This is a genomic window from Thermodesulfomicrobium thermophilum DSM 16697 (assembly GCF_059568695.1).
The window spans coordinates 124,824-145,214 of record NZ_JCANTW010000014.1 but is presented as its reverse complement, the minus strand read 5'-3'; the positions used below and the strand labels follow the sequence as shown (position 1 = coordinate 145,214).

Sequence of the window (20,391 nt, the reverse complement as noted above, 5' to 3'; positions counted from 1 at the left end):
CCCATGCCATACCGAGCCGGCAATCGCCTTGGAATGGAAAAAGCCAGCAAACTCGGCCACCTTGAGGTGATCAAAAGCGACCTGGTCAACAAGCTCATCGAACAATTCGAGATGCCAGATCAGGATGACGATAGACAAGAAATCCAATGGCTGCCCATCAAGTTCGACGACAATCCCTTGCGACTAATTTTCGCCGTGGACGGCTCGATACAGACCATTCGTTCCGACACCAAGCCTTACCGTGAATTGTCTTTTATCAAAACAGCGCTTCTTCGCTTGGACCAAGCAGCCGTAAAACGACTGGACAAGCGAGATCCCCATCCCATGGCCTTGAGAGACATCCTGAAAGACTCAGCCCTGTACCATGCCACGGTGCTACCTCTGAAAGGGATCCGTATAAAAGATGTAAACAACTATCATGCGGTCCGGAAAATCATTTTTGATTCGTTTCAAGACGCATCCCTCAACGCAGAACCATACAACACTCTGAAATGGTTGGCTTATGAAGGGTGGACAGGCAACGAGGTCAGGTCGCCGGGCTTCGAATGCCCCCACTGTTTCGAGGCCATCGACGGCTTGCCCTACATGGCTGATACCGACAATTGTCCCCACTGTAAGGGGGAGATTTTCTTGACCGACATGATCGGTTTCCATCTTGAGATGGATGAAGACGCCGCACCGGAATCTCTTGCCACAGCCTACATGCTCATTCACGAAACGCTGATGCTTTTTACCGGCATCCGCTATTTCTGGGAAAAGAAGAAATTCAACACCTTGTCCAGGACATTGTTCTTCAAGGACGGTCCTCTGACGTTGCGCGGCCAATATTCCAAGCTTGTCATTCCAATTCGCAAGTTCTTCGAGTATTGCAAGCAAAAGCAAATTGCGATCCACGTCGCAGGTCAGGAAAAATCAGGGGCACTTGTCGATTTCCTCCAGATCATCGGCAATAATGCCCCTGCAAACTCGGTGTTTATCCCCAACAACGAGTACATCCGCACACAAATTCAGCACCGGCCGGAACGCTCGGAACCCTATGGCAAGCGGGTCAATTGGGGCAACAAGGTGTTCGTGAAGCTGGATCAATTCCAGACTATGGTGCTTTCGGTGCCTACCGGAGAATATACCGACAGCCAGGGGCCTGAATCGTTCATTGGCCTTAACAAGATCCTCACCACCCTTCCGGGTCTGGTTAGCTATTGCTATGAAGGCGCCCTTGTACCAATCGTGCTTGCAAACGGCGTGGCTTCCCTTTCCAGTTATCCGTCAGCGACGATTCTCAAGATGTTTGCTGATATTTGAATTTCTATGGAATCACTACCCATGAAATAAATATATGAGCGTGTTTATCGTTGAAGACGCACAATAATGACAGCACAACCGCATCAACTCGGGCTGGCAATTCCGCTGCGCTCTATTGTTAGCCGGTTATGCAGAGCGTCGCGCGTCAAAAAATGATAAATGGCTCCTGAATCCGTAACGTCTACGGGGATAAGCCTCTCGGAGAGCTTGAAAGACTCCATTTATGCGGCATTGCTGTGGGGTTTTCCCCTGGTAAACCGGTGCTCTGCCCTTCAGGCTCTGATGGGGACGTTGTTGGAAAACTCAAAGTACCTGGTTGGGGATCACTGAGGTTGCTTATGGGAAGGATGGAGGGTGTGGAAAAGTCAATTAGTCTGTTGGGATCCACCCACAAAAAAGTTTGGATCCGCCGGCCAATCCGACGGCCCGACATTCCGGGATCTCCTCCCTCAATGGAGATTCCCCAAAAATAATGACCTGGCCGCCCACTGGGGGTCAATTTCCCTTGCGAAAATTTCTCAATGGCGCTTCGAGCGCCCCTGGTGGCGAAGGGCGAAGTCCAGATTGCAAGCGGCTTTTCCATCCGGTATGTGCGAAAGATGCGGTTTGGTAGTGCTGGAAGTTTTCTTTCTGGTGGGCTTGTGGCCCAAGGGGTGAAACGCCCGCCCCACTACGATGGTTTTTCCTTCTTGACTGAGACCCAGGCGAGACACGAAAACACGAAGGGGTTAGGCCGGTTGACCTAACCCCTTAATTTTTCTGGTGGGCCACCAAGGAATCGAACCTTGAACCTGCTGATTAAGAGTCAGATGCTCTACCAATTGAGCTAGTGGCCCCAAGGGTGGGGAGTATCGCTGGTGGGCCACCAAGGAATCGAACCTTGAACCTGCTGATTAAGAGTCAGATGCTCTACCAATTGAGCTAGTGGCCCGTGCGAACGGAGGCATCCCATAGGCAAGGGCTCTGCCGCTGTCAACTGTTTTTCTGGCCTGTGTTTTCTGGCCTGTGGTACCGGCGCCTCGTTTCCCGGGCATCTCCCCCCTTGCCGGAAAACGGCCTTTGCCTCTACGAACAGGGTTGGAGGTCATCGTGCGGTACTGGACACGAATCATCATCCTTGGCCTGCTGCTTCTCATGAGTTCTGCAGCCATGGCGACCGAGGAGCCTGTGGACATGGACCTGGTGCTCGTGCGCGCCCCCGAAGGCAACTTCGCCGTGCTGGAGCTCACCCCCCATCCCGGCTGGCACGCCTATGCCAACACGCCAGGGTCCAGTGGATTTCCCACGCGCGTGGACGCCCGTTTGGACGGCACGCTCCTTGCGCCCCTCTATCCTCCGGGCATCCCCACACCGGATCCTCTCTCCCCTGGAGCCACGGCGCTCCTCTATACCGGCACCACGCCCATCTTCCTTCCCCTCCCCCAAGTGCACGGAGAGCTCCAGGTAGCGGTGCGTACACTGCTCTGCTCAGACACCACCTGTCAGCCGGTACGCCGAAAGCTCCAAACCCGCATCACCGAGGCGGCCCTGGCTGCAGCGCGCACGCCCCAAGACACGCCGTGGTGGGACCTCTATGCCCGCTCCCTTCCTGAGGCCGAGCAAGCTGCGCCCACACCGCCCCAAGCACAGACGACTCCCCAACCCGGCCCTCTGGAGTCCGCCTTTGTGGTGCGGGTCTTCGATCCCGGACTGGAGGTCCACAGCCTTGCCACAGCCGTTCCCCTTGCCCTGGTCGCCGGGCTTCTTCTCAACCTCATGCCCTGCGTGCTGCCGGTCATCGGGCTCAAATTGCGCGGGCTCATGCCCACGGCCCACGAAACCTCCCCGTCCCGCGCCTTCCGGGTCCACAACCTGGCCTTTGCCGCAGGGATCATCTCCTTTTTTTGTATCCTGGCCCTCGCCATCGGCGCCACAGGCATGGCATGGGGACAGATCTTCCAAAACCCCAACGCCATCACCGCCCTCGCCATCCTCGTCTTCCTCCTGGCCATGAGCCTTTTCGGGCTCCTCAATCTTCCCCTGCTCAACCTCAAATCCAAACCCCGGCCAGAAGGCGCCCCTGGGGCCCTTGACTCCTTCACCACCGGACTCCTTGCCACCGTACTGGCAACCCCGTGCAGCGGCCCTTTTCTCGGCGGAGTGTTGGCCTGGACCCTCATCCAACCGCCGCTGGTCATTGTCACGGTCTTGGCGTGCGCAGGGATAGGCATGGCGAGCCCCTATCTGGTGCTCGCCGCCGTCCCGGGACTCATGCGCATCTTTCCCCGTCCTGGGGCCTGGATGGAATACCTGGAAACCGGCCTGGGCTTCTTTCTTCTGGGCACCACCATCTACCTCTTGGGGCTCCTTCCTCAAGAGCGCGTCGTGCCGACACTCGCCTTCTTATGGATATGCGCGATCTGCGCTTGGATGTGGGGACGCTGGGGGGGCTTGCAGCAATCTCCGTATGTGCGCCTCTTCTGGCGGAGCACCGCTCTGGGGGTGGCCGCCCTATGCGCGTGGATCTTCTTGGTCCCCACAACGACCACCACCCCATGGCAGCCTTTTGACCGCCAGCGCTTCGAAGCCCTGCGACACACCACCCCGCTGCTGCTCGACTTCACCGCGGATTGGTGCCCCAACTGCAAATTCTTGGAAAAAACCGTGCTCACCGCCGAGACGAGCAGCACCATCGCCCAACGATACGGCGCGGTCCTCATGCGCGTGGACCTGACTCGCGAAGACCCCCAGAACATGGCGCTCCTTGCGGCCCTGGGCTCGCGCTCCATCCCGCTCCTCGCCATCTTTTCTCCCACGCGGCCCAATAGCCCGCTCATCCTGCGGGACCTCTTTTCCCAAGCCACCCTGGAGCGGGCCCTGGAGCAGGAATGGGAGGGGCTCCCTCCAAATCAGTAGGCCCGAGACTCACGTGGGTACGGCGACAGCGCCACCCTGCCGCACCGCCTCACCCCACGGCCCACAGCACCGCCAGGTAGTGGAAGACACTGCCTGCCACCACAAAACCATGCCACACGGCGTGGTGGTATGGCAGCCTTTTCCACACATAAAACGGCACCCCCGCCGTGTAGGCCACCCCACCGGCAAGCAGGCACCACCGGCTCTCCGGGGAAAGGGCGGCGAACAAGGCGCGCCCCGCCACCAGGCACAACCAGCCCATGCCCACGTACATGACGATGGAAAGTCGGCGAAAGCGCTCAAAACACAAGCACTTGGCCGCCATACCCGCTATGGCCAACCCCCAGATGGCGGCGCACAAGGTAAACCCCAGGGCGGAACGCAAGACCCCTACCATGAACGGGGTGTAGGTGCCGGCGATGAGCCCAAAGATGGCGCAATGATCGATCACCCGCAGCACACGCTTGACCTGCGGAGACGCAATAGCGTGATAGAGCGTGGACGCCGTATAGAGCACGGTCATGGTCAAACCAAAGACCACCCCTGCGGTGGCATGCCAGGGGTCTCCCACTGACGCGGCCCGGGCAACGAGGATCCCCAATCCCACGAGCGCGCCCAGGGCTGCCAGACCGTGGATGGTCGCATGGGCGATTTCCTCTCCCAGGCTATAGTGTTTGAGCGAAACGGATGCCATCACCCCTCCTCGAAACTGGAGACGCGCTCGTCCTCCCGAATGTTTTCCAGCGTATCGGCCACATCGTTGAGCCAGTAGATATGATCCGCACGGCACTGCAGCGCGGAGGACACGCCGTCGCGAAACACCGCAAGCTCGATGCGTTTGCCGTTGCTCCCCAAATAATCCACCACATCGGCAAGGTCCGCATCCCCGGAAGAGAGCACGAGCGTCTCATAATACGCAGCAAGACTGAGGGCACGAAAGGCCATGCCCACGTCCACACCTTTTTGGATCTCGTTGTACACGCGGTGGGGAGCACCATTTTCTTCTTGATGCTGACAGCGCAGGCCGACCTTCTGGCCACACTCTTCGCAATACGCCTTGTCTGCCCGTTGCTGCCGAAGGGGATAGATCTGGGTGATGATCTTCGGACCGTAAGGCGGGCCGCTGCGCAACCAGCGGTGGAAATTGTCCTGCGCATCGCTGGGAGGGTTGGGACTGGCGTTGAAATAATAGGCTCTCCAAATGGGTCCTTGGCATTCCAAGTAATGCCGCAACTTCAAATAACTGAATTCATATCCAGGACGCACGCTATGGCGGGCGTTGAACAAATACCCAGCATCAATGAGCCACAGTCGAGACACGATTCCTCCTCGCCTCCGGTGTTTCTTCCCTGCCCGCGTCAGGCAAGAAACACCGGGCCGATGGCTTCACCCGTAAGACGCGCACCGCCGGATTGCGTCACCACAAAGGTGTCTTCCACCCCGACCATGCCGAGCCCGGGGATGCCCAACTTGGGTTCCAAAGCCAGCGTCATCCCCGCTTCCAAGGGTTCGTCAAAACCTGGGGCAATGACCGGCCACTCGTCCACCGCCAGGCCAATACCATGGCCGACGAAGCCCACCTTGTTGCGGCCCAGGCCCATGAACCCCTCACCCAGGCCGGCACGCAGCACCTTTTGCACCGCCATGCGGTACAAATCCGCGGGGATCGCCCCCGGCACCAAGCGGGCGGCAATCTCCATCTGGACTTCCTCGCAGAGTTCCTGGGCACGGCGGGCGGCCTCCGGCACCACGGCCTGCGAAGCCCAATACACCTGGGTCTTGTCGGTATGATACCCTTCCACACAAAAGCCGCAGTCCACGGCCAAGGGCTGATCCTCCTGCCACACCGCGCCGGCGTATCCGACCAGCGGCAAAGCAGGGTGCACGCCGCGCACCCCAAGCGGCCCATTGAAGGCGCTGGGATAGTTTCCCGAATCTCCAGCGCTCACATGGCCCAAAAAGATCTCCTCCCCCTGGCCCTGCATACGCATATGCCCATGGTGGCCGTGGGCGAAAAAGCACTGCCATACGGCCTGGGCGATTTGCCACTCACTCATGCCAGGCCGGATGTGCTCGGGCAACGCTTCCGTGAGCGCACGATGATGGCGGGTGCCCGCAAGGCGCATCTTGGCAAGCTCCCAAGGGGTCTTCACTGCCCGTGTCCGGGCCAAGGCCCCGTCGGCGGCCTCCAACTGCACCTGGGGGAGCTTGCGGGAGAGCACCTCGCCCATGGCCCACGAAAGTCCCTGCATCTCGGCCCCTACCCGTTTCCCCAAGGGAGAGCCCGCCTCGCGCAAGATTCCCTCCAGTTGGGAAAAGGACTTGAACTCCAGTATCACACTCCACGGAGATTCCAACCAGGCCCGCTCCACGCCGCGGCGGCAGAGCAGCACCGCAGCCCCTTCCCGCGGCACCCAGGCCACACCCTGGGCCAAGGATCCGGTAAGATAGTAGAGATTCACTCGCGAAAAGACGAGCAGTCCATCCAGGTGGGAATAATCTCGCTCCAGAAAAAAACGCAACCGCGCAAGGCGCTGGGCGCTCTCTTCCTCGGGGAGGCGTTCCAATGCTTCGAAATGCATATCAGTCCTCGATAATAGTGTAATCCATGGTGCGGCGTTTGGGAGTAAAGCCAGCGCGCTCCACGAGCATGCGCAGTTCCGGCTCCGGGAGGCGAAAATGCACTCCTGCTGCGGCCACGACGTTTTCTTCGATCATGGTGGAGCCGAAATCATTGGCTCCCCACCACAGGGCCAGCTGGCCCACATGCGGGCCTTGCGTCACCCAGGACGCCTGGATGTTCATAAAATTATCCAAATACAAGCGGCTCAAGGCCAAAAATCGAAGATACTCGTGGGAGGAGGTCTCGGTGGCGGCGATCTGGGTGTTTTTCGGCTGAAACGTCCAGGGGATGAAGGCCGTGAACCCGCCGGTCTTGTCTTGGAGGGCGCGCAGCCGCTCCAGGTGCTCCAACCGCTGGGCCATGGTCTCTCCCGCGCCGAACATCATGGTGGCCGTGGTCCGCATGCCCAAGGCATGGGCCGCTTCCATGACTGCCAACCACTGGGCCGCCGTGCATTTACGCGGAGATACCCGCGCCCGCACCGCGTCCACCAAGATCTCCGCCCCGCCGCCAGGCATGGAATCGAGCCCTGCCTGCCGCAGCCGACCCAACACCTCGGTCACGGGAAGCCCTTCCTGCTGACTCAAAAACCAGATTTCCGGCGGGGAAAAGCCGTGGACCGCCACCTCGGGATATACCCTTTTGATGGCGCGCAGCATCTCTTCGTACCACGACAGGGGAAGGTCGGGGTGCATCCCGCCTTGCAGCAGAATCTGATACCCGCCGAGATCCACGGTTTCCTGAATTTTGGCGAGCAAATCCTCTGTGGAAAGCACGTAGCCTTCCGGGTCTCCTGGTGGACGATAAAAGGCACAAAAACGACATCCACAGGAGCAGACATTCGTGTAATTGATGTTGCGATCCACGATGTACGTCACCACAGGGTCTGGATGCAGCTCCATGCGGCGCTGGTGCGCCAAGCGCCCCAGGCTGAACACATCGTGCATATCCCAAAGATACAAAGCACGCGCAGGCGTCAGTCGTTCCATAAGCACCTCGTGAAGGTATCGCTACCGGGGGGCGTCGGGGACGGTCAAGCCCAGCTTGCCAAAGCCCATGGCCTGTGCTTGAAGCCCAAGGCACCGCCAGCAGACACAAGGAGGATGCATGGACGTTTTTACGTGCCAGCGCTGTGGGCAGTGCTGCCAAGGGCAAGGCGGCATCGTCGTCTCCGCCCCGGAACGCCAGCGCCTGGCAGCCCATCTCGGCATGGAGGAAAGCGCCTTCACCGCCCAATACGCCCAACCCCAAGGCCGCAAGTGGGTACTACGCTGCCGGGAGGATGGATTTTGTGTCTTTTTCGTCAACGGAGTGGGCTGTGGGGTCCACGTCGCCAAGCCGGACATCTGCCGCGCCTGGCCGTTTTTCCGGGGCAATATCCTCGATGCCGTCAGTTGGGAACTGGCCCAAGACGCCTGTCCGGGAATCAATCCGGCTGCCGGCCACGCCCGCTTTGCCGAAGAAGGCCGCAGCTACCTCCGGAAACATGGACTGCTCAAAAGCGGACGCGCCGATGAAGCCGCCGCCCTGGTACTGCCTCCGGAGGACGAGGCATGAGCCGCCCCACCCTTTCCCAGTGCTACCGGCTGCTCGAAGTGCCTCCCAACGCGGATCTCGACGCGGTCAAGGCCGCGTACCGGCGCCTGGCCTTCCGCTACCACCCGGATCTTCACCCAGGAGACCGCGTCGCCGCAGAACGCTTCACCCGCATCAACGAGGCCTACGTCACCCTCAAGCGCCATCTGGAGCGGCCCTCGTCCACGCAAGGCCAGCGGCAATACTCCGCAGAAACCATCTTCGAAGAAGAGGCCGCCAAGGCACAGTCCACGAAAGGCGCCGCCAGCCCGGAGTTCTTCTCCGCCCGCCACGAAGAGATCCTGCGCGATATCTTGAATGACCCCTTCGCCAAACAGGTCTTTGAAGATATCTTCCGGAAACTGCGTACCGGCGCCAGCGTGGTGGAAGAGGGCAACGCCGAGATGGGCGCACGGCCCCAAAGTCCTGCCCCGACCTCGCTCAAGGCGCGCCTCCAAAACTGGGCGCGCTCGCAACTGGATGTGCACCACAGCATGGAGGTCCCGGCCCGCAACCTCACCCCTGGGTCCCGGCTACGCCTGTCGCTGCGCCTGCCGCTCTCGTGGCAGACGCGCACCGTCGAGCTCACCCTTCCCTGGGATTTTCGCCTGGGAAAGCCCATTCGCCTCAAAGGTCTGGGCCGTCGGCTTGGACCGTGGCAGGGAGACCTGTACTTACGGCTCTATGCCAAGCTCCGGCCCTAGAGGTCCGTTAGAACAAGCGGTCCACCACCAGGTGGCTCGCATATCCAAGCACCGTGGCGGCGTAGTACGGACCCAAGGATGGAGGTGGCCAGGAAAAAAGCCAGGCGGCCACCCCCAGCACCGCAAGCGGCACCACCAGCGCCGCCCACCAACGATGCGTCCATCCCCGATGCGCGCCCATGGCGGGCAGCATAGCCACCAGCCCCAAGACCGCCGCCCAACGCACCTGTCCGGAGAGCAGCAAGGCGGCGTCCAGCACAAACAAGGCGGCGTAAAAAAAACGCCGGGCCTTGGAATCGGTATCCACATCCGGAAACACCGACCCCAAGGCCACACAGGCGGCAAGGGCCGCCAACGATGTCGGCGAGGGATCGAAGCGGTGCGCGGCACGCAACGCGTACCACGCCGCCGCTCCAAGACTTATACCGCAAACCAGATGCGTGCGGGTACCCGGCATTACATGGCGTCGTGGGCGTCCAGTTCGGCGATGGTGGCGTCGATGGAATCCCGCAGCTCCTGCGGCAGCCCCATGATCTCCACGTTGAGAAAACCGCGCACGATGGTGGCGGTGGCCTCGTCTTCATCCAATCCACGCGCCATGAGATATTCGATCTCTTCCTGGGCGATCTTCCCCACCGCAGCTTCGTGCGAAAGCTCCACGCCCGCGCGGGTGCCTCGCAGCTCCGGGATGGCGTGGATGATGCCACCGTCCCCCAAGATGAGCCCCTTGCATTCGAGATGCCCCCGTGCGGGCACGGCATTGCCGATGATCTCGCCCCGGGCGATGATGGTGCCGCCGGTGGTGATGGTGCGGGAGACGATCTCGCCCCGAGTGCCTGGGGCATTGAGGACGATGCGGTTGCCTGTATCCACATGGGATCCCGAAGGCGCCACGATCACCGAATTGAACCGCGCCACCGCTCCTGGGCCATTGAGATGAATGGTGGGATACGACTGCACGGAACGCACCTCCTTGAGCAGCACGTAGTTGCTCAAAAAGACGCCGTCTTCTTCCACAATCCCCACGGTACGCGGCCGCACTGCGACTTCTTTGCCCCAATTGTGCACCATGGTGAAGGTGAGTTTGCCGCCGCGCTTGATGTAAAATTCCGAAATACCGAGGTGCAGCGCGGAAGACACCCCATGCGAAGTGGCGCACCCGGTGATGATGTGCACCTCGGCGCCTTCTTCCACCACCACGATATTGTGGACGTTCTGCCCAACCGCATCGCCCTTGATGAAAAGACACGTCTGCACTGGTTCTTCCACATGGACGCCAGGCTGCACGCGGATGAAATATCCACCATGCAGTGGCTCCTGGCGCGCAGCACGGGTAAAATCATCCTTGTCCGGGTCCACGGCGCGCCAGAAATATTCCGGCAAACCGTTGTAGCGATCCAGGGCTTTTTGGATGGGCAAGACCTCCACTCCAGGACGGGCAGAGGAACAATGCACCGGGGCATGGTCAAACTGCAAGAACGTCCCAGCCCGCGGGGAGTCCACATCCACCCCAACCATGCGCAGCTCATGCTTTTCCGTGGCGTCGAGGTTCTTTGGATCATCCACCGTTGATGGATTTTTCCCCTGAAAAAGAAAGGCGTTCAAATCCACCTGAGGGCTCTTTAGTTCAGGCATCGGATGCACTCCTTGTAGCCGTACTTGGAGATGTGGTCCAAAATATCCCGCGGCCGCGTGGGACGGGTGTCACAGCACAGGACGCCCTGATACATCACCTGACCGCGATCGGCGTTGACATAGTCCAAGATATATCCGGTGTGCGTGATGATGAGGCCCGACGTCGTATTGCGGCGCCGCAGATCCCGCATGCTCACCTCCGGGGAGGGATCCGCGGTCTTGTCGAGCAGAGCGCGTACGGTGCGCCCGATGAGCGCCATATTTTCCAAATCCACCCCCGACTCCGGTTCGTCGAAGAGCACCAGACTCGGGTCCTGGGCCATGAGCTGCAAGAGCTCCGAACGTTTGATCTCGCCTCCGGAAAAACCGGCGTTGATATCGCGGTCCAAGAAGGTCTCGAAATGCACCCGGCGCGCCAAAGTCTCTACGTCCACCTCCCGGCCCCGGGCACAAAGCCGCACCAAATCCCGGGTCTTGAGGCCATGGATGGTGGGCGGACGCTGGAAGGACATCCCGATTCCCCGACGCGCCCGCTCGTAGACGGGCAGATGGGTGATGTCCTCTCCCTTGAACAGGATACGCCCCTCGGTGACCTCATAGCCGGAAAAGCCCATCAGGGTCATGAGCAGCGTGGTCTTTCCCGAGCCGTTGGGGCCAAAGAGGATAAACGTCTCTCCTTCTTCGATGACAAGATTGATCCCCTTGAGGACTTCCTTGCCGCCCACACGCACGTGGAGGTTTTCAATACGGAGCATAAGGCAATCCTTGCGAGCTAAATGTCTCAAAACACGCCCAGAAGGCAAAGGGCCGTTAGACGAGGCTCCCGGGAAAGTCCAGCGTCCAAAAAACAGCACAAAAATACCGAGGGCCAGCAGGTCTTTTCCCCGCTGGCCCTCAGACACGTCATTCTACTGCAAGGCTACTGCGCGCGAAACTCGTCACGACGGTTCTTGGACCAGCAGGCCTCGTTGTGCTCGGTGCACATGGGCCGCTCTTCGCCGTAGCTGATGGTCTGGATGCGGCTTGCGTCCACACCGGAGAGGGCCAGAAAATCCTTGGCAGCGCGGGCACGACGCTCACCCAGGGCCATATTGTACTCGTTGGTGCCGCGCTCGTCACAATGCCCCTCGATGACCAAAATCAGAGAAGGATTAGCCTTCATCAGCTCGGCCTTCTCCGTAAGAATCTGCCGGGATTCCTGCGACAGCTCGTTGGAGTCGAAGGCAAAGTAAATCCGATTGGCCTGGATTTTCTCAATGGCCATCATCTTCTGACGCTCCGCTTCCGTCAGACCACCCTGATTGCCGGCGTCGGTGGAAACCGAGGCCGAGGCACCCGCGGGGGTGGAGCTCACTTTCTTGGCACAACCGCCAGCCACCATCAAACCCATGGCCAACAACGCCACACCCAACAGTCCAAAACGTTTCATAGCAACTTCCTCCTAAGACAATTTAAGAATGAACAAAATACGCCTTATAACTTCCCCCAGGCCGGAGAGAAGCTCTCTCCAGGTCCGGTTGGGATCAAAATGGGTTCATCGCCGTGCTTGGTGGTCACATAGATCTGATACCCGCCAGCACGGCTCGAGGCAAAGGCGATAAAGTACCCATCCGGGGACCACGAAGGATCTTCATCACTCCCTGGCCCAAAAGTCAATTGCCGCTCCACCCCTGAAGTCAAATCCGCCAAAAACAATTTGTGATACCCATTGATGAGATGCGAATACACCACGAGTTTGCCGTCCGGACTGATGGAAGGAGCAGTGTTGTATTTGCCATCAAAGGACACTCGGGACACCGCGCCCGAGACAAGATCCTTCACGAAAACCTGCGGATTCCCGAGGCGATTGGAGACGAACACCATCTTCGTCCCAGTCTGATCGAAATCAGGCGACACATCAATACCCCAGTTCTGCTCCAGCACCCGGGCAATGGAAAAATCCGGATTCAGCTCATAGATGTCCGGACTCCCACCCATGTCCAAGGTAACGGCAATGGTGCCCCGGGCGGTAAAGGTCGGTGAAATCACCGTGGCTCCCGGCATCTTGAGGCGCCGCAACTCACGAGTCTGGCGGTTCCATTCGCAGATGGAGTGCCCCTTCTGGTCCAGGAAGGCAAAGACCAACTTCTGTCCATCATGGGACCAGGATGGGCTCATGCACACCCCATTGAGATTGGTGAGCTGCTGCACCCCAACCCCCTGGGCCGTGGACATGAAAATCTGCTTGCGCTGCCCATCCCGCTTCACGAACGCCAAATTGGAGCGGAAAAAATCTCCGCGGCCGGTGAGCGCCTCCATGAGGTCCGCACAAAAACGCGCCGCCACCTCCGGCAATTGCTGACGATTTTGTACCGTATAGCCGCGCCCCACGATCAATCTGCCGCTGAACACTTCATAGGCGCGCAACTCGACATCCCCCAGCCCTCCCGAGCGGGGCTGCCACGCTGCGGTCACCAGGACGTCTACCCGGGAAAGCTTGAAGCGCTGGAAATCGATGTTGGGTGCCGCATACCCGCCGGGCAGGGGTCCGCCCACCACGTCCCGACCCGACACCATGGAGAAAAACGGCAAGAACGCACAATTGCTCTGAATGTATTGCTGCAAGGTGGCCGGAGCATTTTCCGGCACGGCCGCAAGCGAGGCGCCCGCTTCGCGAGGCAGGGGATCGGCGATCAGGACGTTGATCTTGGTCTGTCCCGGGCCGTAGATGTCCACGGTAAGGACGTCACCCGCGCGCGCCGGCATGGGCAGCAACAAAACCTGAATCAGTACAAAAAAAAGGGCAAAGCGCACAGACATATCTCCTCTACTCGAGGCTATGAAAGGTGATCACGATCTTCGGGCCAATACCGGAGGGCAAGGGCGGCAACGCCTCGGTATCCTGAATGGCCCGGAGCACCGAGGCATCATAGTCCGCCCGGCCAGAGCTCTGCAACAAACGCGCTGCCAGAATCTGCCCATTGGGAGCGACCGTCAACTCCACAGTAGCCACCATATCGATGGAGCCGATGCGGGGAAAACGCCAATTGGGACGAATCAACGCCACGGCCTGCTGGGCATAGCCGCCTCCCAATCCACCGCCGACTTCCGCCTCGCCGCGGCCATCGCCGGTGCCCGAGCCCGTTCCCATTCCTGCACCCGAGCCCACAGCACCTCGCACCTCAGCCAAAGCCGCCTGCAGGGCGTCAGAAGCAGCGCCGCCTCCCGTGCTCCCTTTCCCGCCTGCTTCCTTACGAACACTTTGCAAGGCCTCGGCGACAACATCCTTGGCGCTCTTGGTGGCATTGGCGCTGGCGGCGGTAGCGTTCTTGACTTCCGTCTTGGCCGTGGCGTTCTTCGCAAGCTCGTCTTTTTTCTTGGCCTCTTCTTTCTTCGCTTCTTCTTTTTTGGCCGTTTCCTTTTTGGGCTCTTCCTTCGGCGGCTCAGTCTTCGGTGCTTCCTTGGGCTTTTCCTCTTTCTGCGCGGTCTTGGTGGCATTTTCCGCAGGAATGGGGGCTGCCTCTTTGGGCAACTCCTTTTTCACCGCCTTGGGCGGCGCCGGCGGTTCTTCCACTGTGGTCGGCTTCGGTGCAGGTTTGGCCGCAACATCAGAGGCAGGGGCCGGGGCAGGAGACGGCTTCGGTTTACTTCCCGCACCCGCCTTGGCTGGAGCCCCAAGCAAGCTCACTTCGTAGACCGGCTGGTCCAAATCAATGCGGATATGCCGCTCCGAAGGCGCCCACAAGGCGAGCAGAAGCACCGCAAGATGGAGCCCTACGGACAGAAGGGCGCTGATGGGACGCAACATCGTTTCGGCACCATACGCCTATGGGGTCTCTTCCGGCTCTGCCACGACACCGAGCTTCTGAATGCCGGCGGAACGGATCTCTGCCATGACCTTGACCACCACACCGTAGGCCACTTCTTTGTCCGCCTGCAGATACAGCATCCGATCCTTGGCAATCCCCATGCGCTTGAGCTGACCAGCTAAATTGGAGAGCTCCACGGCATACTTGTCCAGCTTCACCGTCCCATCTTTATGGACATGAAGCACCACGGCCTCACTGTCCTCGGGCAAGGTTTCTACGGTCTTGGTCTCAGGAAGATCGACCTCCACCCCCTGGGTGAGCATGGGGGCCGTCACCATAAAGATGATCAAAAGGACCAACATGACATCCACAAACGGGGTCACGTTGATCTCGGCGATAAGGCCGCCACGATGGGTGTGCATACCCTACTCCCGTTTCCCGAGCCAGGGGAGCTCGAGCTGGGCACGGTTCAAGAAGTCCACACTGAAGTGCTCCATGTGCGACTGAATGGTGCCCAACATACCGGTAAAAGTGTTGTAGGCCAAAGAGGCCGGGATCGCCACGCCCAGGCCGATGGCCGTGGCCACCAAAGCCTCGGAGATGCCCGGCGCCACGGCGGCCAAGGCTGCTGTCTTCATTTGTCCGATGGCATGGAAAGAGTTGAGGATCCCCCATACGGTGCCAAAAAGCCCGATAAACGGAGAGGCGTTGGCGCAGGTGGCCAAAAACGTCATGGTGCGCGAGAGCTCGGTGATCACCCCGTGCACCCCTTGCTGGAGGGCACGTTCCAGGTTCTCACCTGACACCCGGAACTTGAGGTTGGGATGGATGGTGGATTTCTCCAGGCGTTTGAGCTCGGCAACCCCCAGCTTGGCCAAGGGATAGAGACATGACCCCGACTGCTCGCGAAGAAGCTGCACCCCATCGGCCAGATTGGCCGCGCCCAAGAAAAGTTCCCGCTCCCGCATGGTGCGCAGACGGTAGAGATTGAGCTGGATCACTTTGAAAAAGATGATGGACCAGCTTATCAGAGACATGAGCACCAAGAGCAGGAGTACGCCTTGTACCACCCACGTGGCGTTGGCTACCATGTGCCAGAAATCAAATTCCGGAACCGCGGTGGAGACGGGAAGCCCTCCCAAGTTTTGGGCCATGTCCAGGGATTGCCCCGCCACACCAGTACCATTGACCACAGGACCTACTCCTGTTTGCACCTGCACTGCACCTTGCATCATCGTGCCTCGTTTTGCTGATTTTTTGCCTCGAAAGGAGCTCCCAGGCAACGCTGCGCGCTCTTATACCTGCCCCACCCGACAAGCAAGAGTCCAGGCATGGGTTTGGCATATCCGCCACTCCTTTTCTTCCATGCCTGCCCCCAAAGCCACGGCCCGAAGACCGAGAGCCCCCAAAAGCTCTCCCTCCCGGTGCGCGCCGCTGGTCACCACCACCGGCGCACCAAACTGCTTGGCGAGGCGCCACACATGTCCATTGGCCAAGCAATGCCCCGGGCAGGCGGTAATCATCAGCGTAGTACCGGTCTGCGCCGCCCGGGCGGCCTCGGTCTCAGAGATCAATCCTGGATGCGCAAGCACATCGGCTCCAGCCTCGATGGCCGCGAGATTGGTGCCCGGCATGGCAGCCCCGCCCATCCCTTCCCCATGGACCACGACCAGGGCGCCCATGCTTCGGGCCATGGCCACCTCCTCGGCCAGGGCCGCAGGCGGAATGCCCGTTAGCTCCACTGCAGGCACCACCACGAGGTCCCACAGGGCGGAATATGCGGCGTTGAGCATACGCAGGTGTTCCAGAACCCGCGCCATGGTGGCACAATCGGCATGCTCTGCCAATGCAACGGCCCGAAGCCCAAGCATGCGGGCGCGGGCAAGCATCGCCGCAGGGGAAGCGCTCCCATCGGAAAGGGACGAATGCACACAGAGGTCGGCAATCACATCTTGTACTTGATGTCGTCGAGGGAATATTTGGCCAGGATCTCAGTCCACTTTTCGCTGGACTCGTCGGTCAGGACCTCCTGAAAATCCTGGGAGGCGCGAGCCGCACCCGCGGCAAGCACTTCAGGCGCGACGAATATCTTGGCCTTGGCACGCAGGGCCAAGGCGACGCCGTCCGAAGGCCGGCAGTCGATACGCATCCGCTCCTCGCCGCGGGCAAGCACCAGCTCTGCGTAGTACGTCCCTTCCACCACAGAGACGATCTCCACCGCCACCAAGGAACACCCCAGTTTCTCCACCACGGAGAGCAGCAGATCGTGGGTCATGGGCCTAGGCGGCGTCAGGTTGTTCAAGGCCATGGAAATGGCCATGGCCTCCATGGCCCCGATCCAAATGGGGAAGATCGCGTCCTCTTCACTTTTGAGAATCAAGATGGGCACCTGGGAATCTTCATCCAAGGCCAACCCAAACACCTGCATGGCTACCATGGCTCCCCCACCACCTCCCCGCGCAGGGCATGTTTCGTGGACTCCTGTACCCGCACCCGTACCAAGCGGCCCACCAAATCCGCAACCGCCGAAGGAAAATGCACGATACGATTTCCTCCCTCCCGGCCCATCCACCACGGCACCGGTCCGCTCTGGGAGCGGCTCGGGCCTTCCACCAGCACTTCCACCTCCCGACCCACTTGGGCCGCGAGGTCACGCGCCGTGCCCTGGGCCAAGACATCCTGCAGCAGGGCAAGACGGCGGGCCTTTTCCTCTTCCGGGACCTTGAAAGGAAGCTTTTCCGCCCGGGTGCCTGGCCGGTCCGAATACTTGAAGGAAAACCCCGAGGCAAAGCCCACCTCCTCCACCAAGCGCATGGTGTCGGCGAAGTCCGCAGCGCTTTCCCCTGGAAAGCCCACGATGAGGTCCGTAGTCAAGGCGATCTCCGGTCGCGCTGCCCGCAATGCGGCCACGATTTCCAGGTATTTCTCCCGAGTATAGCGCCGTCCCATGGCCGCCAGCACCGCATTGGACCCGGACTGCACCGGCAGATGCACGTGCGGACACAGACTCGGCAGATCCGCAAAGGCAGCCACCACTTCTGGGGCGAGGTCCTTGGGATGCGAGGTGGTGAAACGCAGGCGCATAAGGCCAGGGATGGCCGCCACCTGCCGGAGGAGCTCCGCAAAGCTCGTGCCGTCGCCGCTGGGGTCCTGGCCGAAGCTATTGACGTTCTGGCCAAGCAAGGTGATCTCCCGCGCCCCTCGGGCCACCAGGTCCTGACACTCGGCCACCACTGCGGCGGCCCGGCGCGACTTCTGCCGTCCGCGGGTATAGGGGACGATGCAGTACGCGCAAAAATTGTCGCACCCCTGCATGATGGAGACATACGCCTGAGCAGGAACGGTGTCCGGCAGATTGTGTTCCCGCTCCGGGTAGGTATCGGCGAAATCGAGCAAGCTCAGGCGCTGCCCTGGATTCCGGGCCACCCGAAGCATGGCGTCCGGCACCATGCTCGTGCCGTCGGTACCAAACACGAGGCGCACGCCAGGAAAACGCTGCCACAGCCCCTCGCCCAATTGCTGGGCCACGCACCCGCCCACGGCCACAAACCCGTCTTCTCCCAGGCGCGGGGCAAGGCGTCCCAGCACGGAGAAGACCTTGTGCTCCGGCTTTTCCCGCACACTGCAGGTCAATACCACGAACACCTGGGCATCGTCCTCCGGCGCCTCCTCCCACCCGCGGGCGGTCAAGGCGTGGGAAAGCCACGAGGCGTCGGCCTCGTTCATCTGGCAACCCATAACGATGATATGGAAACGCACCCTTTACCTCTGATGTGCTGAAGCGCACTGGTCTTCCAGCCAGTCCCAAAACGGGGGATGGCCATAGTGCATATCCCAGCCCACGATGCACGGCACGGCATACGGGTGCATGGCCGCGATGCGCTGGCGGGCAGCTTCCACCACGTGGCGGCAGGTCTTGACCAGCAGGACCACCTCCTGAGCCTCTTCAATGGCTCCCTCCCACCAGTACATGGAGCGCATACCCGGCAGGATATTGACACACGCCGCCTCCCTGTTTTCCAAGAGTACCTGGCCCACGGCCTTGGCCGTATTCTCATCCGGAACCGTGACATAGAGCATCACATGCGCAGCCACTACGCCTCCCCTGTGCTCGAACGTTTGTGCGCCCGCTACCCGGCGCCGCGCACCCAACTCACCTGGTCCACCCCTTGGGAACTCCTGGTGGCCACCATGCTTTCTGCCCAGACCACCGATGCCCAAGTGAACCAGGTTACCCCAAAACTCTTCGCCCGCTGGCCCTCACCCGAGCACCTTGCCCAGGCCGAGCTCGCGGACATCGAAGAGGTCATCCATTCCACCGGATTTTTCCGCGCCAAGGCCAAACACCTGCAGGCCACGGCGCGCGTCCTCCAGGAACGCTTTGGCGGCGAGGTCCCCAAAACCATGGCCGAGCTGCTCACTCTACCAGGAGTGGCCCGCAAGACCGCCAATATCGTTCTCTCCAACGCCTTCGGAATTCACGAGGGTATCGCCGTGGACACCCATGTCAAGCGCGTGAGCTTCCGCCTAGGCCTCACCACGGCCACCCAACCGAACCGCATCGAACGCGACCTCATGGAGCTCTTTCCCCGCCACGCATGGGGCGATCTCAACCACTATCTCGTGCTTTTCGGCCGCGAGGTCTGCTCGGCGCGCTCGCCCCGCTGCACCTCCTGCCCGCTTGCCGACATCTGCCCGCGCAACGGAGTTGCCCAGTGACCTGTTTTTCCCTCATCACCACCGACGGCCAGGCCCGCCGAGGAACACTGACCACGGCCCACGGCCAAATCCAAACGCCCATCTTCATGCCCGTGGGGACCCGCGGCACGGTCAAGGCCGTCTGCCCCCAAGACCTGCGTGACGTGGGCGCGCAGATCATTCTCGGCAACACCTACCACCTCTACCTGCGCCCTGGCGACGCCCTGATCGCCCGCCGTGGCGGGCTGCACCGCTTCATGAGCTGGGAGCGCCCCATCCTCACCGATTCCGGTGGGTTCCAGGTCTTCAGCCTGGCGGGGCTTAGGCGCATCAGCGAAGAAGGGGTGCTTTTTGCCTCGCACATCGATGGCTCACGCCACCTCTTCACCCCGGAAAAGGTCATCGAAATTCAGACCAACCTGGGCTCGGACATCATGATGGTCCTCGACGAGTGTGTGCCCTACGGCGCGGACCGCGAATACACCCAACGCTCCCTGGCCCTCACCACCCGCTGGGCCAAGCGCTGCCGGGAAGCACACCCCGCAGAGAGCCCCCAGCTCCTCTTTGGCATCGTGCAAGGCGGGTTCTTTCTCGATCTGCGCCGAGAAAGCCTCATGCAGATCACAGACATCCCCTTCGACGGCTACGCCCTGGGGGGGCTCAGCGTCGGGGAGTCCAAAGAAGAGATGCTCGAAATCCTCGAGGCCATAGGCCCGGAGCTTCCCGCAGACAAACCACGCTACCTCATGGGCGTGGGCACGCCCCTGGACTTGGTGCGCGGCGTGGCGTCGGGCATCGACATGTTCGACTGCGTGCTCCCCACCCGCAACGCCCGCAACGGCACCCTCTTTACGAGCCTTGGCCGCATCACCATCAAGCGCGCCGAGTACGCCGAGGACGACTCGCCCCTGGACCCCGCCTGCTCGTGCTTCACCTGCCGCACCTTCAGCCGGGCCTACCTGCGGCACCTCTACGTCACCCAGGAGTTGCTCGCCTACCGGCTCAACACCATCCACAACCTGGCCTATTTTCTGGGACTCATGGAACGGGTGCGCACCGCCATCGAAACCGGGACCTTCGCCCAGCTCCAAGCGGAAATCGAAGCCCTCTACGACCGCTAATCACAGCGTGCTGCGCTGCCAGGCTCTTTGCCTGCAGCGTTGCGCGATTG

The 20,391-nt window shown here is 60.7% G+C and carries 22 protein-coding genes and 2 tRNA genes; 6 read left to right on the top strand and 18 right to left on the bottom strand.

Going from position 1 to position 20,391, the window contains the following annotated elements:
• The first annotated feature begins 3 nt into the window (after positions 1-3).
• Positions 4-1,302 carry a hypothetical protein gene (locus BR00_RS08040; RefSeq protein ID WP_496477074.1) on the top strand — a complete coding sequence of 433 codons (1,299 nt, stop codon included), beginning with the start codon at positions 4-6 and terminating at the stop codon, positions 1,300-1,302.
• A gap of 760 nt (positions 1,303-2,062) precedes the next feature.
• On the opposite strand, the gene BR00_RS08035 is transcribed toward BR00_RS08040, so the two are convergent.
• A tRNA-Lys gene (locus BR00_RS08035) sits at positions 2,063-2,138 on the bottom strand.
• Between the two features lie 19 nt (positions 2,139-2,157).
• A tRNA-Lys gene (locus BR00_RS08030) sits at positions 2,158-2,233 on the bottom strand.
• A gap of 158 nt (positions 2,234-2,391) precedes the next feature.
• Between BR00_RS08030 and BR00_RS08025 the strand changes: the two genes are divergently transcribed.
• Positions 2,392-4,197 (top strand): protein-disulfide reductase DsbD family protein, encoded by a 1,806-nt coding sequence (locus BR00_RS08025; RefSeq protein ID WP_496477073.1) that lies wholly within the window; start codon positions 2,392-2,394, stop codon positions 4,195-4,197.
• Between the two features lie 49 nt (positions 4,198-4,246).
• Here BR00_RS08025 and trhA read toward each other — a convergent pair whose 3' ends face one another.
• Genes trhA through mqnC form a run of 4 tightly spaced genes read right to left on the bottom strand, consistent with a single transcriptional unit; the run spans position 4,247 to position 7,809 of the window.
• On the bottom strand, positions 4,247-4,891 hold the full coding sequence (gene trhA, locus BR00_RS08020; RefSeq protein ID WP_496477072.1) for a PAQR family membrane homeostasis protein TrhA: 645 nt from the start codon (positions 4,889-4,891) through the stop codon (positions 4,247-4,249).
• Positions 4,891-5,517, bottom strand: coding sequence for an NYN domain-containing protein (locus BR00_RS08015; RefSeq protein WP_496477071.1), 627 nt, complete (start codon positions 5,515-5,517; stop codon positions 4,891-4,893). The genes trhA and BR00_RS08015 overlap by 1 nt, the downstream gene beginning before the upstream one ends.
• Positions 5,518-5,555: 38 nt before the next feature.
• A complete protein-coding gene (locus BR00_RS08010; protein ID WP_496477070.1) occupies positions 5,556-6,779 on the bottom strand; it encodes a M24 family metallopeptidase in 1,224 nt (407 codons plus the stop codon).
• Position 6,780: 1 nt separating this feature from the next.
• Positions 6,781-7,809 carry a cyclic dehypoxanthinyl futalosine synthase gene (gene mqnC / locus BR00_RS08005; RefSeq protein WP_496477069.1) on the bottom strand — a complete coding sequence of 343 codons (1,029 nt, stop codon included), beginning with the start codon at positions 7,807-7,809 and terminating at the stop codon, positions 6,781-6,783.
• Between the two features lie 118 nt (positions 7,810-7,927).
• Between mqnC and BR00_RS08000 the strand changes: the two genes are divergently transcribed.
• Together BR00_RS08000 and BR00_RS07995 are read left to right on the top strand one after the other, a co-directional pair.
• The gene (locus BR00_RS08000) at positions 7,928-8,377 is read left to right on the top strand and encodes a YkgJ family cysteine cluster protein (protein WP_496477068.1); all 450 of its coding nucleotides are present in this window, start codon (positions 7,928-7,930) and stop codon (positions 8,375-8,377) included.
• Positions 8,374-9,099, top strand: coding sequence for a J domain-containing protein (locus BR00_RS07995; RefSeq protein ID WP_496477067.1), 726 nt, complete (start codon positions 8,374-8,376; stop codon positions 9,097-9,099). Before BR00_RS08000 ends, BR00_RS07995 begins: the two co-directional genes overlap by 4 nt.
• 7 nt (positions 9,100-9,106) lie before the next feature.
• Here the strand turns inward: BR00_RS07995 and BR00_RS07990 are convergent, their stop codons facing one another.
• The 12 genes from BR00_RS07990 to cutA form a co-directional block, all read right to left on the bottom strand.
• Positions 9,107-9,556, bottom strand: a complete 450-nt coding sequence (locus BR00_RS07990; protein ID WP_496477066.1) for a metal-dependent hydrolase — start codon at positions 9,554-9,556, stop codon at positions 9,107-9,109.
• Positions 9,556-10,734 (bottom strand): SufB/SufD family protein, encoded by a 1,179-nt coding sequence (locus tag BR00_RS07985; RefSeq protein ID WP_496477065.1) that lies wholly within the window; start codon positions 10,732-10,734, stop codon positions 9,556-9,558. The genes BR00_RS07990 and BR00_RS07985 overlap by 1 nt, the downstream gene beginning before the upstream one ends.
• Complete coding sequence (locus BR00_RS07980) at positions 10,722-11,489, bottom strand: ABC transporter ATP-binding protein (protein WP_496477064.1); 768 nt, start codon at positions 11,487-11,489, stop codon at positions 10,722-10,724. The genes BR00_RS07985 and BR00_RS07980 overlap by 13 nt, the downstream gene beginning before the upstream one ends.
• A 164-nt stretch (positions 11,490-11,653) precedes the next feature.
• Positions 11,654-12,163 (bottom strand): peptidoglycan-associated lipoprotein Pal, encoded by a 510-nt coding sequence (pal, locus tag BR00_RS07975; protein ID WP_496477063.1) that lies wholly within the window; start codon positions 12,161-12,163, stop codon positions 11,654-11,656.
• Between the two features lie 44 nt (positions 12,164-12,207).
• Complete coding sequence (locus BR00_RS07970; protein ID WP_496477062.1) at positions 12,208-13,527, bottom strand: hypothetical protein; 1,320 nt, start codon at positions 13,525-13,527, stop codon at positions 12,208-12,210.
• Between the two features lie 13 nt (positions 13,528-13,540).
• On the bottom strand, positions 13,541-14,521 hold the full coding sequence (locus BR00_RS07965; protein WP_496477061.1) for an energy transducer TonB: 981 nt from the start codon (positions 14,519-14,521) through the stop codon (positions 13,541-13,543).
• Positions 14,522-14,539: 18 nt separating this feature from the next.
• Positions 14,540-14,944: an ExbD/TolR family protein gene (locus tag BR00_RS07960; protein ID WP_496477060.1), complete on the bottom strand. Its 405-nt coding sequence runs from the start codon at positions 14,942-14,944 to the stop codon at positions 14,540-14,542.
• Positions 14,945-14,947: 3 nt separating this feature from the next.
• A complete protein-coding gene (locus BR00_RS07955; RefSeq protein ID WP_496477059.1) occupies positions 14,948-15,757 on the bottom strand; it encodes a MotA/TolQ/ExbB proton channel family protein in 810 nt (269 codons plus the stop codon).
• Between the two features lie 60 nt (positions 15,758-15,817).
• Complete coding sequence (locus BR00_RS07950) at positions 15,818-16,471, bottom strand: histidinol phosphate phosphatase domain-containing protein (RefSeq protein WP_496477058.1); 654 nt, start codon at positions 16,469-16,471, stop codon at positions 15,818-15,820.
• Positions 16,468-16,959, bottom strand: coding sequence for a bifunctional nuclease family protein (locus tag BR00_RS07945; protein ID WP_496477057.1), 492 nt, complete (start codon positions 16,957-16,959; stop codon positions 16,468-16,470). Before BR00_RS07945 ends, BR00_RS07950 begins: the two co-directional genes overlap by 4 nt.
• Positions 16,953-18,281 (bottom strand): tRNA (N6-isopentenyl adenosine(37)-C2)-methylthiotransferase MiaB, encoded by a 1,329-nt coding sequence (miaB, locus tag BR00_RS07940; protein WP_496477056.1) that lies wholly within the window; start codon positions 18,279-18,281, stop codon positions 16,953-16,955. Before miaB ends, BR00_RS07945 begins: the two co-directional genes overlap by 7 nt.
• A 3-nt stretch (positions 18,282-18,284) precedes the next feature.
• The gene (cutA, locus tag BR00_RS07935) at positions 18,285-18,617 is read right to left on the bottom strand and encodes a divalent-cation tolerance protein CutA (RefSeq protein ID WP_496477055.1); all 333 of its coding nucleotides are present in this window, start codon (positions 18,615-18,617) and stop codon (positions 18,285-18,287) included.
• Here cutA and nth point away from each other — a divergent pair.
• Both nth and tgt read left to right on the top strand, forming a co-directional pair.
• On the top strand, positions 18,606-19,241 hold the full coding sequence (gene nth / locus BR00_RS07930; RefSeq protein WP_496477054.1) for an endonuclease III: 636 nt from the start codon (positions 18,606-18,608) through the stop codon (positions 19,239-19,241). The genes cutA and nth overlap by 12 nt on opposite strands.
• Positions 19,238-20,341 carry a tRNA guanosine(34) transglycosylase Tgt gene (gene tgt / locus BR00_RS07925; protein ID WP_496477053.1) on the top strand — a complete coding sequence of 368 codons (1,104 nt, stop codon included), beginning with the start codon at positions 19,238-19,240 and terminating at the stop codon, positions 20,339-20,341. The genes nth and tgt overlap by 4 nt, the downstream gene beginning before the upstream one ends.
• Positions 20,342-20,391: the final 50 nt, after the last annotated feature.

Excerpts from the sequence above, each read along its gene's own strand:
- BR00_RS07995 (WP_496477067.1), top strand. The coding sequence starts at position 8,374 with ATGAGCCGCCCCACCCTTTCCCAGTGCTACCGGCTGCTCGAAGTGCCT.
- nth (WP_496477054.1), top strand. The coding sequence starts at position 18,606 with ATGCGCAGCCACTACGCCTCCCCTGTGCTCGAACGTTTGTGCGCCCGC.
- trhA (WP_496477072.1), bottom strand. The coding sequence starts at position 4,891 with ATGGCATCCGTTTCGCTCAAACACTATAGCCTGGGAGAGGAAATCGCC.
- BR00_RS07960 (WP_496477060.1), bottom strand. The coding sequence starts at position 14,944 with ATGCACACCCATCGTGGCGGCCTTATCGCCGAGATCAACGTGACCCCG.
- BR00_RS08000 (WP_496477068.1), top strand. The coding sequence starts at position 7,928 with ATGGACGTTTTTACGTGCCAGCGCTGTGGGCAGTGCTGCCAAGGGCAA.
- BR00_RS07985 (WP_496477065.1), bottom strand. The coding sequence starts at position 10,734 with ATGCCTGAACTAAAGAGCCCTCAGGTGGATTTGAACGCCTTTCTTTTT.
- BR00_RS07980 (WP_496477064.1), bottom strand. The coding sequence starts at position 11,489 with ATGCTCCGTATTGAAAACCTCCACGTGCGTGTGGGCGGCAAGGAAGTC.
- BR00_RS08040 (WP_496477074.1), top strand. The coding sequence starts at position 4 with ATGCCATACCGAGCCGGCAATCGCCTTGGAATGGAAAAAGCCAGCAAA.
- BR00_RS07945 (WP_496477057.1), bottom strand. The coding sequence starts at position 16,959 with ATGGTAGCCATGCAGGTGTTTGGGTTGGCCTTGGATGAAGATTCCCAG.
- BR00_RS07990 (WP_496477066.1), bottom strand. The coding sequence starts at position 9,556 with ATGCCGGGTACCCGCACGCATCTGGTTTGCGGTATAAGTCTTGGAGCG.
- BR00_RS07955 (WP_496477059.1), bottom strand. The coding sequence starts at position 15,757 with ATGATGCAAGGTGCAGTGCAGGTGCAAACAGGAGTAGGTCCTGTGGTC.
- BR00_RS08010 (WP_496477070.1), bottom strand. The coding sequence starts at position 6,779 with ATGCATTTCGAAGCATTGGAACGCCTCCCCGAGGAAGAGAGCGCCCAG.
- mqnC (WP_496477069.1), bottom strand. The coding sequence starts at position 7,809 with ATGGAACGACTGACGCCTGCGCGTGCTTTGTATCTTTGGGATATGCAC.
- BR00_RS07965 (WP_496477061.1), bottom strand. The coding sequence starts at position 14,521 with ATGTTGCGTCCCATCAGCGCCCTTCTGTCCGTAGGGCTCCATCTTGCG.
- pal (WP_496477063.1), bottom strand. The coding sequence starts at position 12,163 with ATGAAACGTTTTGGACTGTTGGGTGTGGCGTTGTTGGCCATGGGTTTG.